At 72.7% G+C, this 24521-nt stretch carries 26 protein-coding genes; 11 read left to right on the forward strand and 15 right to left on the reverse strand.

Annotated features, from left to right (window positions below):
* Entirely contained in the window at nucleotides 1-813 is an 813-nt protein-coding gene (locus tag AB0J57_RS16365; protein ID WP_366128815.1) for a hypothetical protein, read from the reverse strand.
* Nucleotides 810-1250: a hypothetical protein gene (locus AB0J57_RS16370; protein ID WP_366128816.1), complete on the reverse strand. Its 441-nt coding sequence runs from the start codon at nucleotides 1248-1250 to the stop codon at nucleotides 810-812. Before AB0J57_RS16370 ends, AB0J57_RS16365 begins: the two co-directional genes overlap by 4 nt.
* A gap of 164 nt (nucleotides 1251-1414) precedes the next feature.
* On the opposite strand from AB0J57_RS16370, the gene AB0J57_RS16375 reads away from it, so the two are divergent.
* Nucleotides 1415-2089, forward strand: a complete 675-nt coding sequence (locus AB0J57_RS16375) for a hypothetical protein (protein ID WP_366128817.1) — start codon at nucleotides 1415-1417, stop codon at nucleotides 2087-2089.
* A gap of 17 nt (nucleotides 2090-2106) precedes the next feature.
* Here the strand turns inward: AB0J57_RS16375 and AB0J57_RS16380 are convergent, their stop codons facing one another.
* Nucleotides 2107-2715 carry an NAD(P)H-dependent oxidoreductase gene (locus AB0J57_RS16380; RefSeq protein ID WP_366128818.1) on the reverse strand — a complete coding sequence of 203 codons (609 nt, stop codon included), beginning with the start codon at nucleotides 2713-2715 and terminating at the stop codon, nucleotides 2107-2109.
* A 133-nt stretch (nucleotides 2716-2848) separates the two neighbouring features.
* On the opposite strand from AB0J57_RS16380, the gene AB0J57_RS16385 reads away from it, so the two are divergent.
* The 3 genes from AB0J57_RS16385 to AB0J57_RS16395 all read left to right on the forward strand — a co-directional run bounded on the left by AB0J57_RS16385 (nucleotide 2849) and on the right by AB0J57_RS16395 (nucleotide 5746).
* Nucleotides 2849-3700 carry a helix-turn-helix transcriptional regulator gene (locus AB0J57_RS16385; RefSeq protein ID WP_366128819.1) on the forward strand — a complete coding sequence of 284 codons (852 nt, stop codon included), beginning with the start codon at nucleotides 2849-2851 and terminating at the stop codon, nucleotides 3698-3700.
* 1037 nt (nucleotides 3701-4737) lie between these two features.
* Nucleotides 4738-5400, forward strand: coding sequence for a GPP34 family phosphoprotein (locus AB0J57_RS16390; protein ID WP_366128820.1), 663 nt, complete (start codon nucleotides 4738-4740; stop codon nucleotides 5398-5400).
* 40 nt (nucleotides 5401-5440) lie between these two features.
* Nucleotides 5441-5746, forward strand: coding sequence for a hypothetical protein (locus AB0J57_RS16395; protein WP_366128821.1), 306 nt, complete (start codon nucleotides 5441-5443; stop codon nucleotides 5744-5746).
* Here the strand turns inward: AB0J57_RS16395 and AB0J57_RS16400 are convergent.
* The gene (locus AB0J57_RS16400; RefSeq protein WP_366128822.1) at nucleotides 5709-6140 is read right to left on the reverse strand and encodes a Zn-ribbon domain-containing OB-fold protein; all 432 of its coding nucleotides are present in this window, start codon (nucleotides 6138-6140) and stop codon (nucleotides 5709-5711) included. The genes AB0J57_RS16395 and AB0J57_RS16400 overlap by 38 nt on opposite strands.
* Nucleotides 6137-6592 carry a DoxX family membrane protein gene (locus AB0J57_RS16405; protein ID WP_366128823.1) on the reverse strand — a complete coding sequence of 152 codons (456 nt, stop codon included), beginning with the start codon at nucleotides 6590-6592 and terminating at the stop codon, nucleotides 6137-6139. The genes AB0J57_RS16400 and AB0J57_RS16405 overlap by 4 nt, the downstream gene beginning before the upstream one ends.
* A 116-nt stretch (nucleotides 6593-6708) precedes the next feature.
* Here AB0J57_RS16405 and AB0J57_RS16410 point away from each other — a divergent pair, with 116 nt between their 5' ends.
* From AB0J57_RS16410 to AB0J57_RS16425, 4 genes are all read left to right on the forward strand, one after another.
* Nucleotides 6709-7254 carry a hypothetical protein gene (locus tag AB0J57_RS16410; protein WP_366128824.1) on the forward strand — a complete coding sequence of 182 codons (546 nt, stop codon included), beginning with the start codon at nucleotides 6709-6711 and terminating at the stop codon, nucleotides 7252-7254.
* 91 nt (nucleotides 7255-7345) lie between these two features.
* Entirely contained in the window at nucleotides 7346-9568 is a 2223-nt protein-coding gene (locus AB0J57_RS16415; RefSeq protein WP_366128825.1) for an acetate--CoA ligase family protein, read from the forward strand.
* 65 nt (nucleotides 9569-9633) lie between these two features.
* Complete coding sequence (locus AB0J57_RS16420) at nucleotides 9634-10356, forward strand: enoyl-CoA hydratase-related protein (protein ID WP_366129098.1); 723 nt, start codon at nucleotides 9634-9636, stop codon at nucleotides 10354-10356.
* A 19-nt stretch (nucleotides 10357-10375) separates the two neighbouring features.
* The gene (locus AB0J57_RS16425) at nucleotides 10376-10960 is read left to right on the forward strand and encodes a flavin reductase family protein (RefSeq protein ID WP_366129099.1); all 585 of its coding nucleotides are present in this window, start codon (nucleotides 10376-10378) and stop codon (nucleotides 10958-10960) included.
* On the opposite strand, the gene AB0J57_RS16430 is transcribed toward AB0J57_RS16425, so the two are convergent.
* Nucleotides 10950-12269 (reverse strand): MFS transporter, encoded by a 1320-nt coding sequence (locus AB0J57_RS16430; RefSeq protein ID WP_366128827.1) that lies wholly within the window; start codon nucleotides 12267-12269, stop codon nucleotides 10950-10952. The genes AB0J57_RS16425 and AB0J57_RS16430 overlap by 11 nt on opposite strands.
* A gap of 59 nt (nucleotides 12270-12328) precedes the next feature.
* Between AB0J57_RS16430 and AB0J57_RS16435 the strand changes: the two genes are divergently transcribed.
* Nucleotides 12329-13324: a helix-turn-helix domain-containing protein gene (locus tag AB0J57_RS16435; RefSeq protein WP_366128828.1), complete on the forward strand. Its 996-nt coding sequence runs from the start codon at nucleotides 12329-12331 to the stop codon at nucleotides 13322-13324.
* A gap of 12 nt (nucleotides 13325-13336) precedes the next feature.
* Here AB0J57_RS16435 and AB0J57_RS16440 read toward each other — a convergent pair whose 3' ends face one another.
* From AB0J57_RS16440 to AB0J57_RS16450, 3 genes are read right to left on the reverse strand one after another with little or no spacing between them, the layout of a single operon-like run.
* Nucleotides 13337-14389 (reverse strand): Zn-dependent alcohol dehydrogenase, encoded by a 1053-nt coding sequence (locus AB0J57_RS16440; protein WP_366128830.1) that lies wholly within the window; start codon nucleotides 14387-14389, stop codon nucleotides 13337-13339.
* Complete coding sequence (locus tag AB0J57_RS16445; RefSeq protein WP_366128831.1) at nucleotides 14386-15510, reverse strand: acyl-CoA dehydrogenase family protein; 1125 nt, start codon at nucleotides 15508-15510, stop codon at nucleotides 14386-14388. The genes AB0J57_RS16440 and AB0J57_RS16445 overlap by 4 nt, the downstream gene beginning before the upstream one ends.
* 8 nt (nucleotides 15511-15518) lie before the next feature.
* On the reverse strand, nucleotides 15519-16430 hold the full coding sequence (locus AB0J57_RS16450; RefSeq protein ID WP_366128832.1) for an SDR family oxidoreductase: 912 nt from the start codon (nucleotides 16428-16430) through the stop codon (nucleotides 15519-15521).
* Between the two features lie 98 nt (nucleotides 16431-16528).
* On the opposite strand from AB0J57_RS16450, the gene AB0J57_RS16455 reads away from it, so the two are divergent.
* Nucleotides 16529-17455, forward strand: coding sequence for a cyclase family protein (locus AB0J57_RS16455; protein WP_366128833.1), 927 nt, complete (start codon nucleotides 16529-16531; stop codon nucleotides 17453-17455).
* A 260-nt stretch (nucleotides 17456-17715) separates the two neighbouring features.
* Here AB0J57_RS16455 and AB0J57_RS16460 read toward each other — a convergent pair whose 3' ends face one another.
* From AB0J57_RS16460 to AB0J57_RS16475, 4 genes are all read right to left on the reverse strand, one after another.
* Entirely contained in the window at nucleotides 17716-18189 is a 474-nt protein-coding gene (locus AB0J57_RS16460) for an ATP-binding protein (RefSeq protein ID WP_366128834.1), read from the reverse strand.
* Nucleotides 18190-18616: 427 nt separating this feature from the next.
* A complete protein-coding gene (locus AB0J57_RS16465; protein ID WP_366129100.1) occupies nucleotides 18617-19492 on the reverse strand; it encodes an acyl-CoA dehydrogenase family protein in 876 nt (291 codons plus the stop codon).
* 2 nt (nucleotides 19493-19494) lie between these two features.
* Nucleotides 19495-20628 carry an acyl-CoA dehydrogenase family protein gene (locus AB0J57_RS16470; RefSeq protein WP_366128835.1) on the reverse strand — a complete coding sequence of 378 codons (1134 nt, stop codon included), beginning with the start codon at nucleotides 20626-20628 and terminating at the stop codon, nucleotides 19495-19497.
* Entirely contained in the window at nucleotides 20628-21818 is a 1191-nt protein-coding gene (locus tag AB0J57_RS16475) for an amidohydrolase family protein (protein ID WP_366128836.1), read from the reverse strand. Before AB0J57_RS16475 ends, AB0J57_RS16470 begins: the two co-directional genes overlap by 1 nt.
* A gap of 133 nt (nucleotides 21819-21951) precedes the next feature.
* Here AB0J57_RS16475 and AB0J57_RS16480 point away from each other — a divergent pair, with 133 nt between their 5' ends.
* On the forward strand, nucleotides 21952-23472 hold the full coding sequence (locus AB0J57_RS16480; protein ID WP_366128837.1) for an AMP-binding protein: 1521 nt from the start codon (nucleotides 21952-21954) through the stop codon (nucleotides 23470-23472).
* Here the strand turns inward: AB0J57_RS16480 and AB0J57_RS16485 are convergent.
* Together AB0J57_RS16485 and AB0J57_RS16490 are read right to left on the reverse strand one after the other, a co-directional pair.
* Nucleotides 23450-23971: an EF-hand domain-containing protein gene (locus AB0J57_RS16485; protein WP_366128838.1), complete on the reverse strand. Its 522-nt coding sequence runs from the start codon at nucleotides 23969-23971 to the stop codon at nucleotides 23450-23452. The two genes, AB0J57_RS16480 and AB0J57_RS16485, sit on opposite strands and share 23 nt — an antisense overlap.
* Nucleotides 23972-24002: 31 nt before the next feature.
* Nucleotides 24003-24377, reverse strand: coding sequence for an STAS domain-containing protein (locus AB0J57_RS16490; protein ID WP_366128839.1), 375 nt, complete (start codon nucleotides 24375-24377; stop codon nucleotides 24003-24005).
* Between the last annotated feature and the right edge of the window lie 144 nt (nucleotides 24378-24521).

Consider the following 24521-nt stretch of genomic DNA (forward strand, 5'->3'; position numbering starts at 1 on the left):
TCAGTCCGTGCCGAAGCCCTCGGACCACACCGTCGTCCGGGCCAGCACCCCCTGGTTGTAGTCCGCGCTCACCGAGGTGACCGTGAGCCGGGCGACGCGCCCGCCGCCGGTCTTCACGCAGAGCACGGTGCCCTTGTCCACCTCGACTTGGTTCATGCCCTGTGTGGAGACGCGCTCGAAGCACTCCCGCCGGCCCGGTACCCCCGGGCCGTCCCACACCGCCAGGTTCGTCGGGTTGAACACGCTGTCGGAATACAGGATGTACGGGGGGCCGAGCGCCATGAGGGCGACGTCGCGGTCGTAGTCGGACATCTGGGGCGGGTCGCCGTCGAGCTGTGGCCCCCTTGCCGCGATCCTCAGGTCTCCCTGCCACCGGACGGCCTCGGCACCGGACGACGCGGCCGGGGGTGGAGGCTCCGAGGACGCCGTGGCAGCCGTCGGGCTCGTCGGCGTGGAGGTGGATTGCGGTGCCGCCACCTGCCGCTGGGACGAGCCGTGCCCTGTGCCGTCCGAAGCGTCCCGGTCGGCGAGCTTGAGCCAGGCCACCACCGCCGCGCCGGTCACCACGAGGACGACAGCGGCCGTGACGGCGATCCAGCCCTTGCCGCCGCGCGGCGGGGCGTAGTGGTTGATCTGGGTGTTGTACTGGCCGCCCTGCGCCGCGGTGGAGCCCTGATACGCGTTCCCGGGCCCCGGTCCGGGTACGGGGCCCGGTCCGGGTACGGGGCCCGGTCCGGGTACGGGGCCCGGTCCGGGTACGGGGCCCGGTCCGGGTACGGGGCCTGGTCCCGGTCCGGGTCGGGACCCGCTCACGCCTCGCGCCCGAAGTAGTTGGTCTGCCGGTTGTGCATCCCGGTCTGTACGGCGGCGGGGCCGTGAAAGGTGTTCCCGGACAGCCCGCCACCCTCCGCCCGGGCTCGCCGCTCCTGCTCCTCGATCAGCGTCCGGAGCTGGGCGACCGCGTCCGCGCGCTCGCTGTCGGGCAGCGCTTCCAGCACCCTTTCGACGTGGTCCTGCCAGGCGCCCTCCTGGCGCAGCCGGACCCGGTCCAGCTCGGCGCCGTCCGCTCCGTCGAGGGCGGCGGCGGTCCGGTCGAGCCGCTCCAGTTCGACGCGCGCCGCCTCGCCGTTCCCCGCGCCGACCACCCGCGCCGCCCGGTCCCGGAACACCGCCCACGCGTCCGTACCGACTGCCTGCACCACGGCGGCCCCGAACGCCGCCGCAAGCGCCGCGAAACCCTCTGCGAGCATCCTTCTCCCCCTCCACCGCGCTCCCTCACCGCATCGTAGGACTCAACAGCCCGCCGGGCAGGGCGAATTGAGGGGCAGGGAGGCGTGGCCATCGCACACCGGGACCCCATGGGGTATGTTGAACGCGTTCAACTAAACACGTTCAACGCTTTGGGGGGTCGCTCGTGGAGGCGAAGGCGCGAAGAAGCGCGGCAGCACACGGGCTCCAGCGCGCCCTCGCGGCGGGCGCGTTGATCGCCACGCTGCCGGTGCTGTTCTACGCACTGACCAGCTACGTCTTCGTCCTGCACGTCCTGACCGCCATCGCTGTCGCGGTCCCGCTGTTCCTGTTCAGCCGCGCCGTGGCCTTCACCCGCGCCTGCCTGATCGTGGGCTTGGCGCTCCTGCCCTGGGGCGTGCTGGGTTTCCTCCTGGGCATGTTCCTGTTCTGGCCGGCCGCGCTGTTGCTGCTCCTGGCCGCGTTCGCGGATCCCCGCAGGCACGCGGTCGCCGCCAAGGTCCTGGGCGTGGCCGGCGGACTGGTGATGGCGGGGTTCCTCGCCGCCGTCGCGGCCTTCTCCTGGCACTTCTACATCGCCCCCGCCCTCGCGGAGCCCCACACCTACCGCGCGGCGACCGATCCCGACACGTTCTACGACGAACTCGGCGACCACGACGAACGCCTGAAGCAGCTCGGGGCGACCGACGTGAGCGGAACCGCGGAGGGCGACATGACCTACCTGGACGTGAGCTTCCCCGTCGACCTCGCCGAGCCCCGGCGCGCGGCGCTCAAACGGGAAATCGAGCAACTGCCGGGCGTCAGCCACGTCGACCTGTGCCCGGTCCGCGACTGCGGTTGACCGGCCCCGCGGGGGCCCTACCGGGTGGCGTACGGGTGCTCGCGGCGGGCGTAGCGGAGGACGGAGCCCCACCAGTCGAGCTGGTCGAGCATCGCCTTCGCGGCGGCCGCGTGCTCCCCGGGGTCCTTGAGGTTTCCGTCCTCGTCGAAGAGCAGGTAGTACCGGGGGAAGCTGACGTAGTCGCGGACGGTGTGGGCGTGCAGTTCGCCGAAGACCTGCTTGAGCTGTTCGATGGCGAGCAGGCCGCCGCTGGCACCGCTGTAGCCGACGAAGCCGATGGGCTTGGCCTCCCACTCGGTGTAGTGCCAGTCGATGGCCGCCTTGAGGGAGGCGGGGAAGCTGCGGTTGTAGTCGGGCGTGACGACCACGACCGCGTCCGCCTCCGCCAGTCGGCGGGTGAGGTCCGCCATGCCGGCCGGGCGCGGCAGGTTCGGTTCCACGGCCGGGGGCACGGCGGGCAGGGCGAGCGGCAGGTCGGTGTCGGCCAGGTCGATGACGTCGACGTCGAACCGGCCGTGCAGCTCGGCCTGTTCGGCGAACCAACGCGTGACGACCGGGCCGAAGCGGCCGTCCCTGACGCTGCCGATGACGATCGCGAGGCGGAGGGGCTGGGAGGCGGAGGACATGGCGGGCTCCTTTTCGGGGTCGGGTTTCACGTCCTCCAACCTGCCGGGGTGGACGGCGGCCAGGAAGGCCGGGCCGAGACTGGTAGCGGCAGGGCCACGATCAGGGGGCGTACCCGCTGCTAGCGTCGGCCGGGTGAGCGACAACGAACTGGGGCTGTTCCTGCGCACGCGCCGCGAGGCGGTCACCCCCGCCGAGGTGGGCCTGCCCACCGGGCCGCGCCGCCGCACCCCGGGGTTGCGACGGGCGGAGCTGGCCACGCTGGCCGGGGTGAGCGTCGAGTACGTGACGCGCCTGGAGCAGGGCCGCGACCGGCACCCGTCGCCGCAGGTCGTGGCCGCGCTGGCGGATGCGCTGCGGCTGACGGCGAGCGAACGGGTTCACCTGCACCGCCTGACCAAGAGCGTGGGCGGGGGGCTGTGCACGGGGGCGGCGGCACCGGCGCTGACGGTGCGGCCGACCGTGCGGGCGCTGCTGGACCGCCTGGAGCCGGCCCCGGCGGTGCTGCTGAACCGGATCGGCGACCTGCTCGCCTGGACGGACGGGTACGACCGGCTCGCCCGGCCCGTCGGCATCCTGGACGGCGCCCCGCCGAACCTCGCCCGGTTCGTCTTCGGCGACGAGCGGGCGCGCGACGTGTTCCCCGACTGGGACCGGGTCGCCGACGAGCAGGTCGCCGCCCTGAAGGAGGGCCCGTTCCGCGCCGACCCCCACGTGGCCGCGCTCGCCGACGAGCTCACCGTGACGGCCGGGGCGGAGTTCACCGACCGGGTACGGACGCTGCCGGGGCTCCCGGCGGCAACCGGCGTCACGCGCCTCACGCACCCGGAGGCGGGGCCGCTGCGCCTGGCGTACGAGACGCTGGGCCTCCCCGCCGACGACGAACAGCGCCTGATCGTCCTCCTGCCCGCCGACGAGGCCACCGCCTCCGCCCTGGACACCCTCATGGGCCGCCGCCCGGGCGCCCTACGCGCGGTATCGGCCTGACGGGCCCACGGCCCCGGGGCGGCGAGCCTCTGGTTCCGGGCCGCCCTCCCCTCCGAGAGTCGCGGGCTCCGGCACCCCGTCAAGGGCGCTTCGCGTCGGCTCCGCCGATGGCCTACGGCCACCCTTGACAGGCCGCCTCCACCCGCGCTTTTCCTCTCGGAGGGCGGCCCCGGGGAACGGGTCCACGGAGAGCGCCCCCGGGGCCGCCGCTCATCGCCGAGGGCACCCGGCCCGGACATGCGCGGCAGTGGAATGGGGCGGCGGGGCGGAGCTCGGCGGCGCGCGGGCGTTTTCGGGCTGGGGTTCCAGACCTCGCTTCGGTGGGTGGTGGGTGCGCGGGAGTGGTGTGGGGCAGCAGAGGTGGGCTCGGCGGGTGGCGGCCCGGTGGGGTGTTGGGGTGCAGGCCGGTGGCTGGGGGCGGTTGGGGGCTTGGGCCCTCCAGTCACACCCGTATCGGACGACCGGGCTTGTGGGCGCTAAGGGACACCCCCAGGCGAGCCTCAAAGGGCAGAAGGGTGTCCCTACCCACCCACAAGTCCCTGATCCTGGGGCGGGTGTGACAGGAGAGGCCGACGAGGCACCCCGCTGAGCCCTCAGGGCCCCAGTGGCACCCCTGAGACCGCCGGACCCGCTCCGGCTCCACCCTCCCCAGCCCCCAACCGCCCTCAGCCACCGGCCTGCACCCCAACACCCCACCGGGCCGCCACCCGCCGAACCGACCCCCACCGCCCCATTCCACTCCCGCACCCCACCCACCGGCCCGCGCTCGGCGACGCAGCCCCGGCCAAGGCCACCGGGCCCGTGGACCCCGCTCCCCCGGGCCGCCCTCCGAGTGCGAAGAGGCGGGCGGAGGCGGCCGGTCAAGGGTGGGCGAAGCCCATCGGCGAAGCCGACGCGAAGCGCCCTTGAGGGGGCGCCGGAGCCCGCCACACTCGGAGAGAGGGCGGCCCACACGGCCCACCGTGACCAGAACGCGCAACCCCGCGGGGTCGTTTCTGCGTCGACACGTATGACCGAAACGATCAAGGGGGATGACCATGGCCGTCACGCTGGGCGAGGAGATCGCGCTGCTGTCGCTGGACGACGAGTCGGGGGCCGCGAAGGAGCGGTCGTCGGCCGGCTGGGCCGTGGCGGGCGGCATCCTGCTGGAGCTGGCCATGGCCGGGCGGGTGTCGGTGACCGACGGCCGCCTGGCGGTGACCGATCCGACGCCCACCGGAAACGCGCTGCTCGACGGGCGCCTGGCGCAGCTCGACGAGTGGACGCGGCGCAAGAGCAGGCGCAAGGTGGCCGACTGGCTGACCAAGGACCAGTCGAAGGCGGTGACCGCGACCGTGGAGAGCCTGTGCGAGCGCGGCCTCGTCGTCGAGGAGGAGAGCCGGGTGCTCGGGCTCTTCCCCGTACGCCGCTACCCGGAGGCGGACGGCTCGGTCGAGCGCGAGCTGCGCGAGCGGCTGGCGTCGGTGGTCCTGCACGGTACGGAGCCGGACGACCGCACCGGCGGGCTGATCGCCCTGCTGCACGCCGCCAAGCTGTACCGGCTGGCGTTCCCCGAACTGCCGCGCAAGCAGGTGCAGGCCCGCATGGCGGAGCTCGCCGAGGGCCAGTGGGCGGGCGACGGCGTCCGTGAGGCCATCCGCAACATGCAGGCCGCCATGGTGGCGATCACCGTGGTCACCGCCACCACCGTCGTGCTCTGACGCGGGGCCCGATGTCAGACCGGCGTTCTAGCCTTGCCCCATGTCGGTCAACATCACATTCAGTCTCACCGTCACGGACCTGGCGGACGAACACCAGGCGCGGGAGGTCGTGCGCTCCCTGGACGAGGTGATGAGCGACGAGCGGATACAGGAGCAGGTGAACCTGGGCGTCGCGTGGGAGGACGGCACGGCGTTCGTCTCGGGGGAGACCGACTTTCCGCTCTCCATCACCCGGTTCGCCGCCTGGCAGCCGGAGTTCGAGAGTTACGTGAGGTACGCGGTCGAGGAGGTGGCCCCGGCGGCGAAGATCACCCTGGACTGGGGCTTTCCGGACCTGGAACGGTGAAGACGGGTACCGCGACGCCGCCCGCTCCCTCCCCTTCCGCGCGGAAGGTGACCGTCAGCTCCATGCCGATCCGCAGGTCCTCCTCCGGGCAGTCGACGACCTGGGTCATCATGCGCGGGCCCTCGGCGAGGTCCACGACCGCCGCCGTGTAGGGGGTTCGGTCACCGAACGGCGGCAGGTCGTTGCGGTGGACGACGGACCAGGTGTAGAGCGTGGCGCGGCCGGTCGCGCGTTCCCAGGTGACGTCGTCGCTCCAGCAGTGCGGGCAGAACTCGCGCGGGTAGTGGTGGGCCCGCCCGCAGGCGCCGCAGCGCCGGATGAGGAGGTGGCCCTCGGCGGCGGCGTCCCAGTAGGGGCGGGTGAAGGCGTCGATGTCGGGCAGGGCGGCGTTCACGCGCCGAACCAGCCGATCGCGCTGTCGAGGGACCAGGTCTGCCACGAGCAGGCGAACAGGGCGACGAGCGAGATGAGGGCCATCATGGCGTTCTGCCCCTGCTCGGCCCAGTCGTGGATCATCAGCGTGAGGTACAGCAGGTTCAGCAGGAGGCCCCCGGCGAGGGCGACCGGGGTGAGGAAGCCGGTGACCAGCCCCAGTCCGAGCGCGAGTTCGGCGTAGACGACGACGTACGCCATGAGCCTGGGCCGGGGCGCGACGACCTTGTCGAAGCCGGCGCGTACGGCCGCCCAGCGGTGCTTGCCGGCGACGTCGGCGGCCCACGCTATGCCCGTGCCGCGCTCGAACCAGCCCTTCTTGTCCTTGTGGCGCCAGCTCTCCAGCCACCACAGCCCGAGGCCGATACGGAGGACGGCGAGCCATTCGGCGCCGCTGAGCCAGACGGTCTGCATTCCGGACCACCCTTCGCCAAATCTGACGGTACGTCAGTTCAGCGGTTTCGTGGACGGTTCGCAAGGGGGCCCGGCATGGTGCTCTGGACCGGCTCGCACCGAAACAAGGGGGATGAATGGCTTTCTGGGATCAGGCTCCGGCTCTGATCGGCGTCGTCATAGGGGCGGTCGGCTCCTACCTGGCGGCGAGCCTCACGGAGCGGAGCCGCTGGCGGCGAGCGAGAGCGGAGCGCTGGGACGAACAGAGATTCCACACGTACGCGAGCTACGCGAACACCCTGAAGGCACAGATACGCATCGCGCAGCGCATCGGCGCCGACCGGGGCTTTGAGCACGTCACGGACCCGCTGCGACCCGAGGAGGGTCTGCCCCAGTTGGCGGAGGCGGAGTCACGGCGGGCGGCGGAGTGGGAGTCGGTCCTGCTCGTCGGGGACGCCGACACCATCGGGGCGGCGCGCGCATGGCATGAAGCCGTCTGGAACGTGGAGCTGTACGCGCGCGGACTGCGGGACGACCCTGCCGGATGGGCGGAGGCCGTACAGCAGGTGACCTTGGCACGTGACGCCTTCTATGCCCGCGCGCGGCGGGACCTCGGCATCGCGGGGCCTCCGCCGCCGCCGGGCAACTGGCCACGGACCTGGCAGAAGGTCGAAGCGGAATGAGGTCTGTGCGCGACTGTTCCTGACTGAGCGTCAGTTCGCTAATCTGACAGAGCGTCAGCTAAAGCCTCCGACGAGCAGGAGCGGCGGAACGATGCTTGGATCGACCCACGGCACCCTCACCACCGACCTCCGCGCCCGCGTGGTGGCCTGCGGGCGGACTCCCGGCACCGCCGTCCACGGCACCGCCGCCGCCGAGGGCGACCTGGACGTCGGCGGCCGCCCGCTGCACGCCTCCGTCCCGGATCTGGACAAGCTGTTCCGGCCCGGGGCGGTCGCCGTCGTCGGGGCGTCCGACACCGAGGGCCGCCCCAACACCGGGGTCACCGGGCAACTCCTCCGCTGGGCAGAGCGGGTCGGCGCCCGCCTGTACCCCGTGCACCCCAAACGCCGGTCGGTCTTCGGGCTCGACTGCGTACCCTCCGTCGCCGACCTGCCCGAACCCGTCGACGTCGCCGTGCTCCTGGTCGCGGACCCGCTGCCGGTCGTCGAGGAGCTCGGCGCCGCCAAGGCGAAGTTCGCCGTGGCCTTCGCCTCCGGGTTCGCCGAGACCGGCGAGGCGGGCGCCACCGCCCAGGCCCGCCTCGCGGCCGCCGCCGAACGCTCCGGGGTGCGGCTGCTGGGCCCCAACACCAACCTGAACGCCTTCGAGGAGTTCCGCGACGACCTCGACGGCCCCGCCATCGCCCTGATCACCCAGTCCGGCCACCAGGGCCGCCCGCTGTACGCGCTGCAAGAGCTGGGCGTACGCCTCTCCCACTGGGCGCCCACCGGCAACGAGGCCGACCTGGAGGCCGCCGACTTCCTCTCCTACTTCGCCGAGCGCCCCGAGGTCGGGGCCGTCGCCTGCTACCTGGAAGGCATCAAGGACGGCCGTTCCTTCCTGCTCGCCGCCGACCGCGCGGCCCGGCGCGGCGTGCCCGTCGTCGCCGTGAAGGTCGGCCGCACCCCGGCCGGCGCCCGGACGGCCGCGTCCCACACGGGCAAGCTCACCGGCGCGGACCAGGTGGTGGACGCGGCCATGCGGCAGTTCGGCGTGATCAGGGTCGACGCCCTCGACGAACTCCAGGACACCGCCACCCTGCTCGCCCGGGCCCGACGGCCGGTCGCCGACGGCGTCGTGGTGTATTCGATCTCGGGCGGCACGGGCGCCCACTTCGCGGACCTGGCCACGGCGGCCGGGCTGAAGCTGCCGGCCCTGTCACGGGAGAAACAGGACGAGCTCCACCAGTGGATACCGGACTACCTGAACGTCGCCAACCCCGTCGACAACGGCGGCCACCCGGTCGGCGACTGGCGCGGCCGGAAGATCATCGAAGCGATCCTGGACGACCCGGACGTCGGCGTCCTGATCTGCCCGATCACCGGTCCCTTCCCGCCCATGAGCGACAAGCTCGCCCAGGACCTGGTGGACGCGGCGGAGGCCACGGACAAGCTGATCTGTGTGGTGTGGGGCTCGCCCGTCGGCACCGAGGCCGCCTACCGCGACACGCTCCTCGGCTCCTCGCGCGTCGCCACCTTCCGCACGTTCGGCAACTGCGTCACCGCCGTCAAGGCCTACCTGGACCACCACCGGTTCACCCGGGCGTACCGCTCCCCCTTCGACGAGGCGCCGCGCACCCCGTCCCCCTCGTACCGCAAGGCGCAGGCCCTGCTGCGCCCGGGCCACCGCCTGAGCGAGCACGCGGCCAAGCAGCTCCTTCGGGCGTACGGCATCCGCGTACCGCGCGAGCAGCTCGTGACCAGCGCGGCGGCGGCCGTGCGGGCGGCGAGCCTGGTGGGGTACCCGGTGGTGATGAAGGCGTCCGCCCCGCAGCTCGCCCACAAGACGGAACTCGGCCTGGTCCGGCTCGGGCTGACGTCCGCGAGCCAGGTCCGTGACACGTACCGCGAGCTGACCGACTTCGCCCGCTGCGAAGGGGCCGCGCTGGACGGCATCCTGGTCTGCCAGATGGTCGACCCGGGCGTCGAGATGGTGGTGGGCGTGACGCACGACGAGCTGTTCGGCCCCACCGTCACCGTCGGACTGGGCGGCGTCCTGGTGGAGGTGCTGCGGGACACGGCCGTGCGCGTGCCGCCCTTCGGTGAGGACCAGGCGCGGGCCATGCTCGGCGAACTGCGCGGCCGGGCCCTGCTGGACGGCGTACGGGGTGCGCCACCGAGGGACGTGGACGCGCTCGTGGAGGTGGTGCTGCGGGTGCAGCGGATGGCGCTGGAACTGGGCGAGGGGCTGGCGGAGCTGGACATCAACCCGCTGATGGTGCTGGAGCGCGGGCAGGGCGCGGTGGCGCTGGACGCGATGGCGGTGTGCCGGTGACCGGGCCGGTGCTCCACGCCACCGAGGGCGGCGTCTCGTGGATCACGCTCAACCGCCCCGAGGCGATGAACGCCCTCACGCCCGGCCAGCGGGACAGCGTCATCGCGCTGCTCGCCGAGGCGTCCGCCGACCCCGGCGTACGGGCCGTCGTCCTCACCGCCACGGGCAGGGGCTTCTGCGCCGGGGCCGACCTGCGCGCCACAGCGGCCACGGACCGGCAGCGGGTCGTGGGCGATGTGGCACGGACCATCCGGCTCGGGGCGCAGCGCCTGATCGCCGCCGTACTGGACTGCGAGAAGCCGGTGATCGCGGCCGTGAACGGCACGGCCGCCGGGATCGGCGCGCACCTGGCGTTCGCGTGCGACCTGGTGGTGGCGGCCGAATCGGCCCGGTTCATCGAGGTGTTCGTGCGCCGGGGCCTGGTCCCGGACGGCGGCGGCGCGTATCTGCTGCCCCGCCTGGTCGGGCCGCAGCGCGCGAAGGAGCTGATGTTCTTCGGTGACGCGGTCGCGGCGAGGGACGCCGAGCGGCTCGGCCTGGTGAACCGGGTCGTGCCCGACGACGAGCTGGAGAAGACGGCCCGGGCCTGGGCGGAGCGTCTCGCCACCGGTCCGACGCGTGCCATCGCCCTCACCAAGCAGTTGGTCAACGCCTCGCTCGACGCCGACCGCGCCACCGCGTTCGCCGCCGAGGCCGCGGCGCAGGAGATCACCATGACGACGCACGACGCGAACGAGGGCGTGGCGAGCTTCGTGGCGCGCCGGGCACCCGACTTCAGGGGGAACTGACGTGATGGGACACGCCGGGATGGCCGCGAGCGCCGTCCGCTATCTCCGGTCGGTGGGAGCCCCCACGGCCTCCGCCCCCTACCGTCCGCTGCGGGCAGTGCGGGACGACGAGCGGCTGCCCGTCGACCCGGCCGAGTTCCGGCGCGTACTGGGCCACTTCGCGTCGGGGGTCACGGTCGTCGCGGCGTACGACGACGAGGGCCCCGCCGGCTTCGCCTGCCAGTCCTTCGCGTCCCTGTCGCTCGACCCGCCCCTGGTCGCCTTCATGGTGGCGCGTACGTCGTCCACCTGGCCCCGTATCGCGCGGGCCGGCGCCTTCTGCGTGAACGTCCTGGGCGCGGACCAGGCGGGCCTGTGCGGGGCGTTCGCGGTGAGCGCCGCCACGGGGGCCGACAAGTTCGCCGGTGTCGCGTACGAGGCGGCACCGGCGACGGGCTCGCCCCGCCTGGCGGGCGTCCCCGCGTGGGTGGACTGCGTGGTCCACGCCGTCCACACGGGCGGCGACCACCTGATCGTGGTGGGCCGGGTGGAGGCGCTGGGCGCGTCGGAGGACGGCGACCCGCTGCTGTTCCACCGGGGCAGGTTCGGGCAGTTCAGGCCGTAACCGGCTGCCGTCGCCGGATCACCAGGGCCATCAGGGCGGCCGCCGCGCACAGGGCGCCCGAGGCGTACCAGACGACGTCGTACGAGCCGAAGACGTCCCGCGCCACGCCGCCCCCGAAGGCGACCGCCGCCGCGCCCACCTGGTGGGAGGCGAGCACCCAGCCGAAGACGATCGCCGAGTCGTCCCCGTAGCGCTCGCGGCACAGGGCGATCGTCGGCGGCACCGTGGCGACCCAGTCGAGTCCGTAGAAGACGATGAAGAAGATCATCGGCGGGTGCACGGCCGGGGCCAGCAGCATCGGCAGGAAGAGCAGCGAGACGCCGCGCAGCGCGTAGTACACGGCGAGCAGCCGCCGCGCCTCGAAGCGGTCGGTGAACCAGCCGGACGCGATGGTGCCGACGACGTCGAAGACCCCGATCACCGCGAGGAGCGACGCGGCGGCCGTCATCGGCATGCCGTGGTCGTGCGCGGCGGGTACGAAGTGGGTCTTGACCAAGCCGTTCGTGGACGCGCCGCAGATGGCGAAGGTGCCGGCGAGCAGCCAGAAGGGGCCGGTCCGGGCCGCCGAGAGCAGCACCGTCACGGCGCGGCGCGCCGCGCCCGGCACGGGGGCGGGTTTGGGGACGAAGTCGGCGGAGCCGTACGGCTTCAGCCCCACGTCCGCCGGGTGGTCGCGCAGCAGCAGCCAGACGAACGGCACCACGGCGAGCGCGGACAGGGCGACCGTGATGGCGGCCGGGCGCCAGCCGTGGTGCGTGACGAGCCAGGACAGCAGCGGCAGGAAGGCGAGCTGGCCGGAGGCGCCCGCGGCGGTGAGGATGCCGGTCACCAGGCCGCGCCGGGCGGTGAACCAGCGGTTGGTGACCGTCGCCGCGAAGGCCAGCGCCATGGAGCCGCCGCCGAGGCCGACGAGGACGCCCCAGTACAGGACGAGCTGCCAGGCGGCCGTCATCCACACGGTGAGCAGCGAGCCGGTGGCGATGACCGTCAGCGCCAGGGCCACGACCCGCCGGATGCCGAACCGGTCCATCAGGGCGGCGGCGAACGGCGCCGTCAGGCCGTACAGCGCGAGGTTGACCGAGACGGCGAAGCCGATGGTGCCGCGCGACCAGTCGAACTCCCCGTGCAGCGGCTCGATCAGCAGTCCCGGCAGCGACACGAAGGCCGCCGCGCCGATGATCGTCACGAACGTGACGGCGGCGACGAACCAGGCGCGGTGGACGCGGGGCGTACGGGGACGGAGCGGCGGGGCGACCGGCGAGCCGGCCGGGGTGGGGGCAGGGGTTGTCTGGGTCACGTCGGACAGCATCGCGAGCGGCCGGGCACCGTACCAGTGGCCCGGATGACACCCTTCGCTAGGATCGGGCCATGAGCCGGTCCGTCCCGCACCGCGTCGTCGTCCTCGCCCTCGCCGGGCTCCTCCCCTTTGAGCTGGGCATACCGCACCGAATCTTCGGCCGCGCCAAGGACTCCGAGGGGCGCCCGCTGTACGAGATCGTCACGTGTGGCGTGGCCGCCGGACCGGTCCCAACCGACGCGGACTTCCTCATCTCCGTCGACCACGGCCCCGAGGCCCTCGCCACCGCCGACACGGTGGTCGTCCCGGCCTCCTACGAACTCGGGCCGGTCTACCGGGAGGGCAGGCTCACCGACGAACTGGCCGCCGCGCTGGTCCACATCCGGCCCGGCACCCGGCTCGTCTCCATCTGCACCGGCGGGTACGTGCTGGCCGCCGCCGGTTTCCTCGACGGGCGGCCCGCGACGACCCACTGGGCCTCCGCCGAGCACTTCCAGCGGTTGTTCCCGTCGATCAGGGTCGACGCGGACGTCCTGTTCATCGACGACGGCGACGTCCTCACCTCCGCCGGGGTCGCCGCCGGTGTCGACCTGTGCCTGCACATCGTGCGCCGCGACCACGGGTCGGCCGTCGCCAACGAGGTCGCACGGCGCACCGTCGTACCGCCGTACCGGGACGGCGGCCAGGCGCAGTTCGTCCACCGCCCCGTCCCGGACCCGCAGTTCGCGACCACCACCACGGCCCGCGCCTGGGCCCTGGAGCGCCTCCACGAGCCGATCCAGCTCCGGGACATGGCGCGGCGGGAGGCGATGAGCGTACGGACGTTCACGCGCCGCTTCCGCGAGGAGGTGGGCATCAGCCCCGGCCAGTGGCTCACCCAGCAGCGGGTGGAGCGCGCCCGGCACCTGCTGGAGTCCACGGACCTGCCGGTCGACCAGGTCGCCCGCGACGCCGGCTTCGGCACCGCCCAGTCGATGCGCCGGCACGTCCAGGCCGCGCTCGGCGTCCCGCCCACCGTCTACCGCCGCACCTTCCGCGACACCCGCGCGTACGGGGGCGACGGCTAGGCCCTGCCCCGCCTAGCGGAATTCGAGCACCGCGCGCGCCACGCGCCCGTGGTGGGCGTCGTCCGCCGCCTTGGCGAAGTCCTCGACCGGGTACGTCTCCGTCACCAGCTCGTCGAGCAGCAGCTCGCCCCGCCGGTAGAGGTCGGCGTACAGCGGGATGTCGTGCTGTGGCCGGGAACTGCCGTACCGGCAGCCGAGGATCGACTTGTCGAGGAACATCGCGGCGGGCGGGAACGCCGCCTCGGCGTCCGGCGCGGTCATGCCGAGCAGGACGGCCTGCCCGTGCCGGTCGAGCAGGTCGACGGCCTGCCGTACGAGGCCGGTGTGGCCCACGCACTCGAAGACGTGGTCCGCGCCGCCCGGCAGCACCTCGCGCACGGCGTCCACGCCGCCCAGGAAGTGGGTCGCCCCGAACCGCCGTGCCACCGCCTCCTTGTCCGCGCGCACGTCGACCGCGACGATCACGGAGGCGCCCGCGAGCCGCGCGCCCTGGAGCACGTTGAGGCCGATGCCGCCGGTGCCGATGACGACGACGCTGTCGCCGCGCCCCACCTTGGCGCGGTTGAGGACGGCCCCGACGCCGGTGAGGACCGCGCAGCCGATGAGCGCGGCCGACCGCAGCGGAACGTCCTCCGGTATCCGTACCGCCTGGACGGCCTTCACCACCGTTCGCCGCGCGAAGGCCGAGTTGGACGCGAACTGGTACACCGGCCGCCCGTCCCGCGCGAACGGCGTCCCCGGCCGGCCGATCGCCCGCCGGCACATCGTCGGCCGCCCCCGGTCGCAGTCGGGGCACGTCCCGCAGTTGGCCAGCGTCGACAGCGCCACATGGTCGCCGGGCGCCACATGGGTCACCCCCGCCCCGACCGCCTCGACGATCCCCGCGCCCTCGTGCCCGAGCACCACCGGCACCGGGAACGGGATCGTCCCGTCGATCACCGACAGGTCGCTGTGGCACAGCCCCGCCGCCGCGATGCCGACCAGCACCTCGCCCGGCCCCGGGTCCCGTACGACCAGGTCGTCGACGACCCGCGCCCGCTCACCGTCGAAGAGAACACCTCTCATGACGACCCCTTCGGCAGGCCGAGCACCCGCTCGGCGATGATGTTGCGCTGGATCTCGTCCGAGCCGCCGTAGATGGTGTCGGCCCGGCTGAACAGGAACATGTGCTGGAGGTCGTCGAGTTCGTACGCGCCCGGCGCCCACTCCCCCAGCCCGGTCGCGCCCGCCGCGCCCCGCACCCGCATCGCCAGCTCACCGAGCCGCTGGTGCCACCGGCCCCACAGCAGCTTGGCCACGCTCGGCGCGCCCGCGTCGGGCGAACTCAGTGTCCGCAGCGCGTTCCACCGCATCACGCGCAGCTCGGCCCACTGCCGTACGAGGGCGTCCTTCAGTACGGGGTCGGCGACCACGCCACTGTCCACGGCCAGCCGCAGCACCCGCCCCAGCTCCGCCTCGAACCCGATCTGCTGGACGAGCGTCGACACTCCCCGCTCCACCGCGAGCAGCCCCATGGCGACGCGCCAGCCGTCCCCTTCCCGGCCCACCACGTCGGAGGCCTCCGCCCCGTCGAAGAAGACCTCGTTGAACTCACTCGTCCCGGTCATCTGCCGGATGGGCCGCACCTCGATCCGCCCGGGCTGGTCCATGGGCACCAGCAGGAACGACAGCCCGTGGTGGCGGCGCGAGCCCGCCTCGGTCCTGGCCAGCACGAAGCACCAGTCGGCGTCCCGCGCGAGCGAGGTCCAGATCTTCTGCCCGCTGACCCGGTACACGTTCCCGTCCCGCTCGGCCCGCGTCCGCAGCCCTGCCAGGTCCGACCCGGCGCCGGGCTCGCTGTAGCCCTGGCACCACAGTTCCTCGCCCCGCGCGATGGCGGGCAGGAACCGGTTCTTCTGCGCCTCGTCCCCGTACGCCAGCAGGGTCGGCGCGAGGAGCTTCTCGCCGATGTGACCGACCCGGCCGGGCGCCCCCACGCGCGCGTACTCCTCCGCCCACACGACCTGCTGGGTGAGCGTGGCGCGCCGGTTGCCGTAGCCCTCCGCCTCCCACCCGAGCCCGATCCAGCCGCCCGCGCCCAGCTCCCGTTCCCAGGCGCGCCCGCCCTCACCCCAGGGATGCCCCTCCAGCCACTCCCGGGCGGCGGCCCGGAAGGCCTCGTCCTCCGCCCCGAACGCGAAGTCCATGACCGCCCCTACGCGTTCGGGCGGGATTTGGCGGCCGCCGCCCTGGCCATCTCCTCCAACTGCTCCAGCAGCGGCATGGGGTCGGTGCCGACCGTCCCGGGCAGGACGTCGGCGATCCGCTCGGGCGTCCAGGGCTCCTGGGCGTACGCGGCCCGCAGCTCGCGCGGCTGCGCCCAGACCGCGATCTTGGGTCCGGCGATCGTGTAGACCTGCCCGGTGATCCTCTCGGCGCGGGCCCGGTCGGAGAGCAGGTAGACGACGAGCGCGGCGACGTCCTCGGGGTCGCCGATCTCCTTGAGCTCCATGGGGACGTTCGCCGACATACGGGTACGGGCGACGGGCGCGACGGCGTTGGCCGTGACGCCGTACTTGTGCAGGCCGAGGGCGGCGCTGCGGACGAGGGAGATGATGCCGCCCTTGGCGGCGGAGTAGTTGGCCTGGGAGACCGAGCCCTGGTGGTTGCCGCTGGTGAAGCCGATCAGCGTCCCGGCGCCCTGCTTGCGCATCACGGCGGACGCGGCGCGGAAGACGGTGAAGGTGCCCTTGAGGTGGGTGGCGAGGACGGGGTCCCATTCCTCCTCGGACATGTTGAAGAGCATCCGTTCGCGGAGGATGCCGGCGACGCACACGGCCCCGTCGATCCGGCCGTACTGGGCGAGCGCGGTGTCCACGACGCGCTGCCCGCCCGCCATGGTGGAGATGTCGTCGGCCACGGCGACGGCCTCGCCCCCCGCAGCGGCGATCTCCTTGACGACGGCCGCCGCGACCTCCGAGGTGGGCTCCGCGCCCTCGACCGACACGCCGTAGTCGTTGACGACGACCCTGGCTCCCTCGGCGGCGCAGGCGAGGGCGACGGCCCGTCCGATGCCCCGCCCGGCACCGGTCACCGCGATGACCTGGCCTGCCAAGAAGTTCCCCATGCCCGGCTCCCTCCGGCGCCACCACTTCCGCCTTATCTGACGGATCGTTAGATTCTACGGTCCGTCAGATATGCGAGCACAAGCCCTGGGAGGGCCCCATGTCACTGCCGGCCGCGTTCCACGAGATCGCCAAGCGCGTCAACAACTGGGGACGCTGGGGCGAGGACGACGAGCGGGGGACGCTGAACCTGATCACCGACGACGCCGTACGGGAGGCCGCCCGGGACGTACGGACCGGGCTGCGCGTCCCGCTGGCGCTGGAGCTGCGCCAGGACGGCGTCCAGACGGGCCTCATCCCGGGCCGGGTCAACCCGCTGCACGCCATGGTGCAGATCAACCAGGAGCTGTTCGGCCCCGGCACGGTCGCGACCAGCGACGACGTCGTGACGCTCGGGCTCCAGGCGGGCACCCACTGGGACGCCCTCACCCATGTCTCACACTCGGGCCGGCTCTACAACGGCCGGCCCGCCTCCTCGATCACCCCGCACGGGCGCAGCGAGTTCAGCGGCATCGACAAGGCGCGGCACATCGTCTCGCGCGGGGTCCTGCTGGACGTGGCCCGCGCCAAGGGCGTCGAGCGGCTGCCGGGCGACCACGCCGTGACACCGGAGGACCTGGACGAGGCGGCGGAGTTCGGCGGGGTGAGCGTCCGGGCGGGCGACATCGTGCTCGTACGGACGGGGCAGGTTCAGGTCTACCTGGCGGGCGACAGGCAGGCGTACGGGTATCCGTCGCCGGGTCTGTCGGTGCGCACGCCCGAGTGGTTCCACGCCCGGGATGTGGCGGCGGTCGCGAACGACACGCTCACCTTCGAGATCTTCCCGCCCGAGATCGAGGACCTGTGGCTGCCGGTGCACGCGCTCCACCTGGTGGAGATGGGCATGCTCCAGGGCCAGAACTGGAACCTGGAGGAACTGTCCACAGCCTGTGCACAGGAGCGCCGGTACGCGTTCCTGCTGTCCGCGATGCCCGAGCCCTTCGTGGGCGCCACGGGAACCCCGGTGGCCCCGGTGGCGGTTCTGTGACGGGTACGGGGCGCTCGGCGCCCTCTCCAGTGGACGCATCCTTGGGTGGCGGCGCACGCATGCGCACCCCGAGCACGGCACGGCGGCCGCCACCCGGCTCCGGCGGGCTCACCCCGAGGGCCCTGAACAGGAGCCGCCGCCGAGCCGCGACCCGTACTCGCCGAGGGCGTCAAGCCCTCGGCGTCCCCTCGCCACGAATCGCTGCTCCAAGGGTGATCAGACGGATACGACCCGTCAACACCTATTCAGAGATACGCCCGTTATGCCCTATTTGTGACAGCGCACGACGGCGCATATGCTCCCGGCTCACGCACCACCCCCGTCACAACCGGTGCGCCCCGGTCCACCTCGCACCAGATGCTCTTGCCGGCGCCCTCCCGCTGCCACCCCCACCGGTCGGCCAGCCCGTCGACCAGCTCCAGGCCCCGCCCGTTGGTGTCGTCACCGTCGGCGTGACGGGGGCGCGGCGGGCGGGCGCTGGTATCGGCGACCTCCACCCGTACCGTCCCCGCCTCGGCCGCGCCCGCACCGAAGAGCATCCGCAGCACGGCCGGACAGCCGGTGTGCACCACGGCGTTGGTGACGAGTTCCGAAATGAGCAGCACCAGCGTCTCGGCCAGCGGCTCGTCATCCCCTATCCCGGAACCGGCGAGCCGGGATCGCGCCCATCTCCGGGCACGACCGACCTCTGCTGGATCGGGGCCGATCTCCAACTGCACCTGAAGCACCTGCACCGCTCACACCATCCGAACCGGCGGACACATCGCCTCGCGTCTCACAGTGACCACAGCAGTAACAGTCGTCACTGAACGTGATTTCCTTGTGGGACAGCATGGTTGACGTACAGTCACCGCAACAAGCGCTTCGGGCATATTCCAGCGCGAAGGAGTACGCGTGGTGCATACTGTGCGACGCACGTTGCGGGTAGTCGAACAGGGGGGCGCACCGCGCCACCGAGGGGTACGACGAGGGGTACGAGCGGCGGGCATTCCCGGGCGCGGAGCTGCCGCACGGGCAACACCGGGGCGTCCCAGCCTCTGAACCACTCGCATTCCCCGGAGCGTACCGGAGGCGGGCGCCGACTCCAGGCCGTGACGAGTACTCGCAAGGCAACAACCCGATATCAACGCTGCGTGACCGCATCACCCTTGAGGGAACGCCTCACCCTCCGTCGCACAGCGCCGCCGCACACGCCTCCTCCGCCTCCGCCGTCCCCGTCCACCGCCGGGCCCGCACCCACGCCCGCTTCAGGTGCAGGTGCACATCGGCCTCCCAGGTGAAGCCCATCCCGCCGTACACCTGGAGGCAGTCCCGGGCACCGCGCACCGCCGCCTCGTCCGCCAGCAGCTTGGCGGCGGCGATGTCCACCGGGTCGGCCGTGACGGCGGCCGCGTACACCGCGACGCGCGCCACTTCCACGCGCTCCAGCATCCCCGCGCACAGGTGGGCCACCGCCTGGAAGGCACCGATGGGGCGGCCGAACTGTTCGCGCTCGCGCGCGTACCGCGCCGCCATCTCCGTCGTACGCCCCGCGCTGCCGAGCTGTTCGGCGGCGGTGAGCAGCACCGCCACCGGGTCGGCGTGCGCGGCGCCCGCCGGCACCCGGTGCAGTGGCGTGAGCGGGTCGACCGAGCGGACGGGCCGGGCGCCGGCCGCGTCGCCGCCCCGCACGGCGTCGGCGGCGTCCAGCCACTCCACCAGCGTCCCGTCCACGGCGGTGACGACCACCTCCCCCTCCGCCGCGCCCTCGACGTGCCCCGCCGCCAGGTGCGTGGCGACCAGCGGCCCGGGCAGCAGCACCCGCCCGGCCTCCTCGAAGGCGAGCGCCGCCTCCGGCAGCCCCAGCCCGGCCCCGCCGTCCTCCTCCGGCAGCCGCAGCGCGAAGAACCCGGCCGCGCCCAGCTCCCGCCACAGCTTCCGGTCCAGCACGCCCGTGTCCACGGCCGCCCGCAGCGCGTCCCGGCCGAACCGCCCCTCCAGCAGCTCCCGCACGCCCCGCCGCAGCGCCCGCTGATCGTCGTCGAGCCGGAAATCCACGGTCATCGTCCCTTCGGCAGGCCGAGGACGCGCTCGGCGAGGATGGAGCGCTGGATCTGCGAGGTCCCGGCGGCGATGGTGTACGAGAGCGACGACAGCCGGTCACCGGCCCACTCCCGGTCCAGGTCCAGCGCGTCCGCGCCCAGCACCTCGGCGGCCGCGTCGTACAGCTCCTGGCGCGCGTGCGAGTACCGCAGCTTGAACACCGAACCGCCCGTCCCGGGCACCGTGCCGGTCGCCTCGGCCTCGCTCACGTTCCACTGGACGAGTCGCCACAGGGCGCGGAACTCGGCGCCCAGCCGTCCCAGGCGGCGCCGCAGCACGGGGTCGTCCCAGCGGCCGTTGCGGCGGGCCTCGCGGGCCAGTTCGCCGAGGACCCGGCGGCAGGCGACCACTTCGCCGGCGAACGCCGTGCCGCGCTCGTACGACAGGGTGACCATGGTGACCCGCCAGCCGTCGTTCTCCTCGCCCACCCGGTTGGCGACGGGCACGGGGACCTCGTCCAGGAACAGTTCGGCGAACTCGGCCGTCCCGGCGAGCGTGCGCAGCGGGCGGACGGTGACGCCGGGGGCGTCCATGGGCATGGCCAGCCAGGTGATGCCCCGGTGCCTGGGGGCCTCGGGGTCGGTGCGGACGAGCAGTTCGCACCAGTCGGCGACCTCGGCGTGGGAGGTCCAGATCTTCTGCCCGCTGACCACGTAGTGGTCGCCGTCCCGCCACGCGCGCGTGCGGAGGGACGCGAGGTCCGAGCCCGCACCGGGCTCGCTGAAGCCCTGGCACCACACGTCGTCGCCCTTCAGGATGGGCGGCAGCCACCGCTCGCGCTGCCCGGCCGTGCCCTCGGCGGCGATGGTGGGGCCCGCGTGCAGCAGACCGACGAAGTTGGCGCCCACGTAGGGCGCGCCGGCCAGTTCGGTCTCCTCCAGGAAGACCAGCCGCAGTGTGGGAGCCGCCGCCCAGTGCAGGTCGCCGTACCCGGCGTCGTACAGCATGCGCTGCCAGGCCGTGTCGTAGGCGCGGCGTGCCGGCCAGTCGGCGGGGTCGGGTCTGGGCGGCAGGCCTGGCAGCACGGCCATGAGCCACTCCCGCAGCCGCGCCCGGAAGTGCTCTTCCTCCTCCGTGTGGGCCAGGTCCATCAGACCAGGCCCAGGCCGAGCATCCGGATGGCGTTCCCGCGCATCAGCTTGTACGTCGTCTCATCGTCCAGGCCCTTGACGTGGTCGAGGGCGACCTCCTTGGTGTGCGGGAAGGTGGAGTCGACGTGCGGGTAGTCGGTCTCGAAGGTGGCGTTGTCACGGCCGACCACGTCGAGGGACGCGATGCCGTGCTTGTCACGGAAGAAGCAGCAGAAGATCTGCCGGTAGTAGTACGTGGAGGGCGGCTCGGGGATCAGGTCGCGCACGCCGCCCCAGGCGCGGTGTTCCTCCCACACGTCGTCGGCCCTCTCCAGCGCGTAGGGGATCCAGCCCATCTGTCCCTCGCTGTAGGCGAGCTTCAGCGCCGGGAACCTCACCAGGACGCCGGAGAACAGGAAGTCCATCATCGACGCCATGGCGTTGTTGAAGGACAGCGACGCCTGGACGGCGGGCGGGGCGTCGGGGGAGGCCGCCGGCATCTGCGAGGAGGACCCGATGTGCATGTTGACGACCGTCCCGGTCTCCTCGCACGCGGCGAAGAAGGGGTCCCAGTAGCCGGAGTGGATCGACGGCAGGCCGAGGTACGTGGGGATCTCGCTGAAGGTGACCGCCCGTACGCCCCGGGCGGCGTTGCGGCGGATCTCGGCGACCGCGAGGCCGATGTCCCACAGCGGGATCAGGCACAGCGGGATCAGCCGTCCGCCGCTGTCACCGCACCACTCGTCCACCATCCAGTCGTTGTAGGCGCGGACGCAGGCCAGGGCCACCTCCTTGTCCTTGGCCTCGGCGAACGTCTGTCCGCAGAAGCGGGGGAAGGTGGGGAAGCAGAGCGAGGCCTCGACGTGGTTGAGGTCCATGTCCTCAAGGCGCGCCTTCGGGTCCCAGCAGCCGCGCCGCATCTCGGCCCGGGTGATGCCTTCGAGGGTCATGTCGTCGCGGTCGAAGCCGACCGCGGCGATGTTGCGCTTGTACGGGAACTTCAGGTCCTCGTAGATCCACCAGTCGGCCGGCGGCCCGTCGGGGTCCATCGTGATCTGGTACTTCCCGCCCACGTACGCCAGCTCGCCGATCCCCGTGGTCAGCGGCTGGGGTCCGCGGTCGCGGTACTTGGCCGGGAGCCAGGTCTCGAAGAGGTGCGCCGGTTCGATCACATGGTCGTCGACGCTGATGATCCGAGGCAGTTCCGTCATGACGCCTCCGTTTTCTGACGCTCCGTCAGCTCTGTCGGTCGCAGGCTAGCCCCGCACCCCTGGACCGACAAGGCACACCGCCCTACGCTCACCGCACTGACCTGACTAACCGTCAGCAATGGAGGAGCGCACCGTGCCGGACACCGACACCGCACACGCCCTGGGCGCCTCGCCCACCCTGTGGGAGCTCGTCGACCGCCGCGCCCGCCTCACCCCGGACCGCCCCGCCCTCCTCCAGGGCGACCGGCGCCTGACCTTCGGCGCCTTGCGCGACCGCGCCGAGCGGACGGCGGCCGGGCTGTGGGACATGGGCGTACGGCCCGGCACGGTCGTCGCCTGGCAGTTGCCCACCCGGATCGAGACGGTCGTGCTCAGCGTCGCCCTGGCCCGCCTCGGCGCCGTCCAGTCCCCCGTCATCCCCTTCTACCGGGACCGCGAGGCGGGCTTCGCACTACGCGAGTCCAAGGCCGAATTCTTCGCCGTACCGGGCCGGTGGCGCGGCTTCGACCACACCGCCATGGCGCACCGCCTCGGCGCGCGCGGCGTCTTCGAGGCGTACGACACCCTCCCCGACGCCGACCCCGACACCCTGCCCGCACCGCCCCCCACCACGGGGACGGACGTGCGGTGGATCTACTGGACGTCCGGCACGACGTCCGACCCCAAGGGCGTCCTGCACACCGACCGTTCACTGATCGCGGGCGGCTCCTGCCTCGCCCACGCGCTGCGCCTTACGCCCGACGACGTCGGGTCGATCGCCTTCCCCTTCGCCCACATCGGCGGCCTCGACTACCTCGTCATGCTCCTGCTGTACGGGTTCCCGGCCGCCCTCTTCGAGACGTTCGCCCTGCCCGAGGCGCTGGAGACCTACCGGGCGCACGGCGTGACCACGGCCGGCGGCTCCACCGCCTTCTACGCCATGTTCCTCGCCGAGCAGCGCAAACAGCCCGGCGAAAAGCTCATCCCCACCCTCCGGCTCCTCGCGGGCGGCGGCGCGCCCAAGCCGCCGGAGCTGTACCACGACGTCGTACGGGAGATGGGCTGCCGCCTCACCCACGGCTACGGCATGACCGAGGTCCCGATGATCACGATGGGGTCACCGGACGACACCGACGACAACCTCGCCCACACCGAGGGCAGGCCCCCGGAAGGCATGGAGATACGCGTCGTCGACGGCGAGGTCCGGCTGCGCGGCGAGGCGGTGTGCCGGGGCTACCTGGACCCGGCACAGACCGCCGAGGCGTTCGACTCCGACGGCTTCCTGCGCACCGGGGACCTCGGGCACCTCACGGAATCCGGCCACTTGGTGCTCACCGGACGTGTCAAGGACATCATCATCCGTAAGGGCGAGAACATTTCAGCCAAGGAAATCGAGGACCTGCTGCACCGCCACCCCTCGGTACGGGACGCGGCGGTCATCGGCCTGCCGGACCCGGAGCGCGGCGAGCTGGTGTGCGCGGTCGTCGAGGCCACCGGCACGCTCACCCTGGACGCCCTCACCGGGTTCCTGCGCGGCGAGGGCCTGGCGGTGCACAAACTGCCGGAGCGGCTCGAGGTCGTGGACGCCCTGCCGCGCAACGACACGCTGCGCAAGGTACTCAAGTACAAACTGCGCGAACGCTACTCGTCACCTAACGGGGTTCCTGGGTCATGAAGTACCGGGCGAAGGCCGTGACGGCCTCCTCCTCGTCGACCAGCCCGCTGCGGTCCAGGTCCATCGACTCGGCAGCGAGCGCCGCCGTGTGCGGCTCGACGCCCAGCACCCGCAGGGCGCGCTCCAGCTCCGCCGTGCCGGCCTTGCCGTCGCCGTCCTGGTCGGCCACGGCGAGCAGGGCGCTGACGAAGGGGCGGGCGATCTCGGCGAACCGGTCCGGGTTGTCCCGCAGCCGCTTCACGGCGCCGCTCACGAACTCGCCCCGGGTCACCCGCTGGTCGCCGTCCACGTCGGCGATACCGGCCAGGCCCTGCCAGAAGGCCTCCGCGCCACCGGCCAGCGCCTGGCCCTTGTCCGAGCGGAACGAGGTGCCGAACTCCTCCAGCAGCTTGCCCGCCGCCGTCGTGAAGTCCTCGCGGGAGATATAGCCGTTGCCGTCCTGGTCGAACGCGGCGAACCGCGAGGCGATCCGGCGCTCGTACAACTCCTCTGCGTCCATGCCGGGAGGGTACGACGCGACGGGGTCGCCGTCACGCGGACAACTGTTCGTCCTGCTCACCGGTGGCCGAGGCCACGTCCGCGTACACCGAGAACAGGCGCCGTACGCCGAGGGCCGCCAGGACCCGGTTGACGTGCGAGCCGTCGACAGCGCCCTGGGCGGGCAGTATCAGCCGCAGCCGGCCCCGGCAGGAGTGCAGCAGCCGGCGCGAGGCGATCAGCACGCCGACGCCACTGGAGTCGCAGAACAGCACCTGGGACAGGTCGAGGACGACGTCACGTCTGCCCTCGGCGACCGCGTCGTGCACGCATCTGCGGACAACGGGTGAGGAGACCAGGTCCAGTTCGCCCTGGACGCTGAGCACGGTCCAGGCGCCGTGCTCGGCTTCGTCCACCGTGAGCGTCACGCGCCTACCCTTCGCCGATCCGACCGGGAAAAATGAACGGGAACATGAACCGGAAGCAGTGCTTCCTTTGCGCCCCTGCTGCCCCGTCGTTCTCCCATGAAACACGATCCACGCACAGTGACGGTTTCCTTACCATCCCGGACC

The sequence above is a fragment of the Streptomyces sp. NPDC049837 genome, assembly GCF_040674455.1.
Lineage (GTDB): Bacteria > Actinomycetota > Actinomycetes > Streptomycetales > Streptomycetaceae > Streptomyces.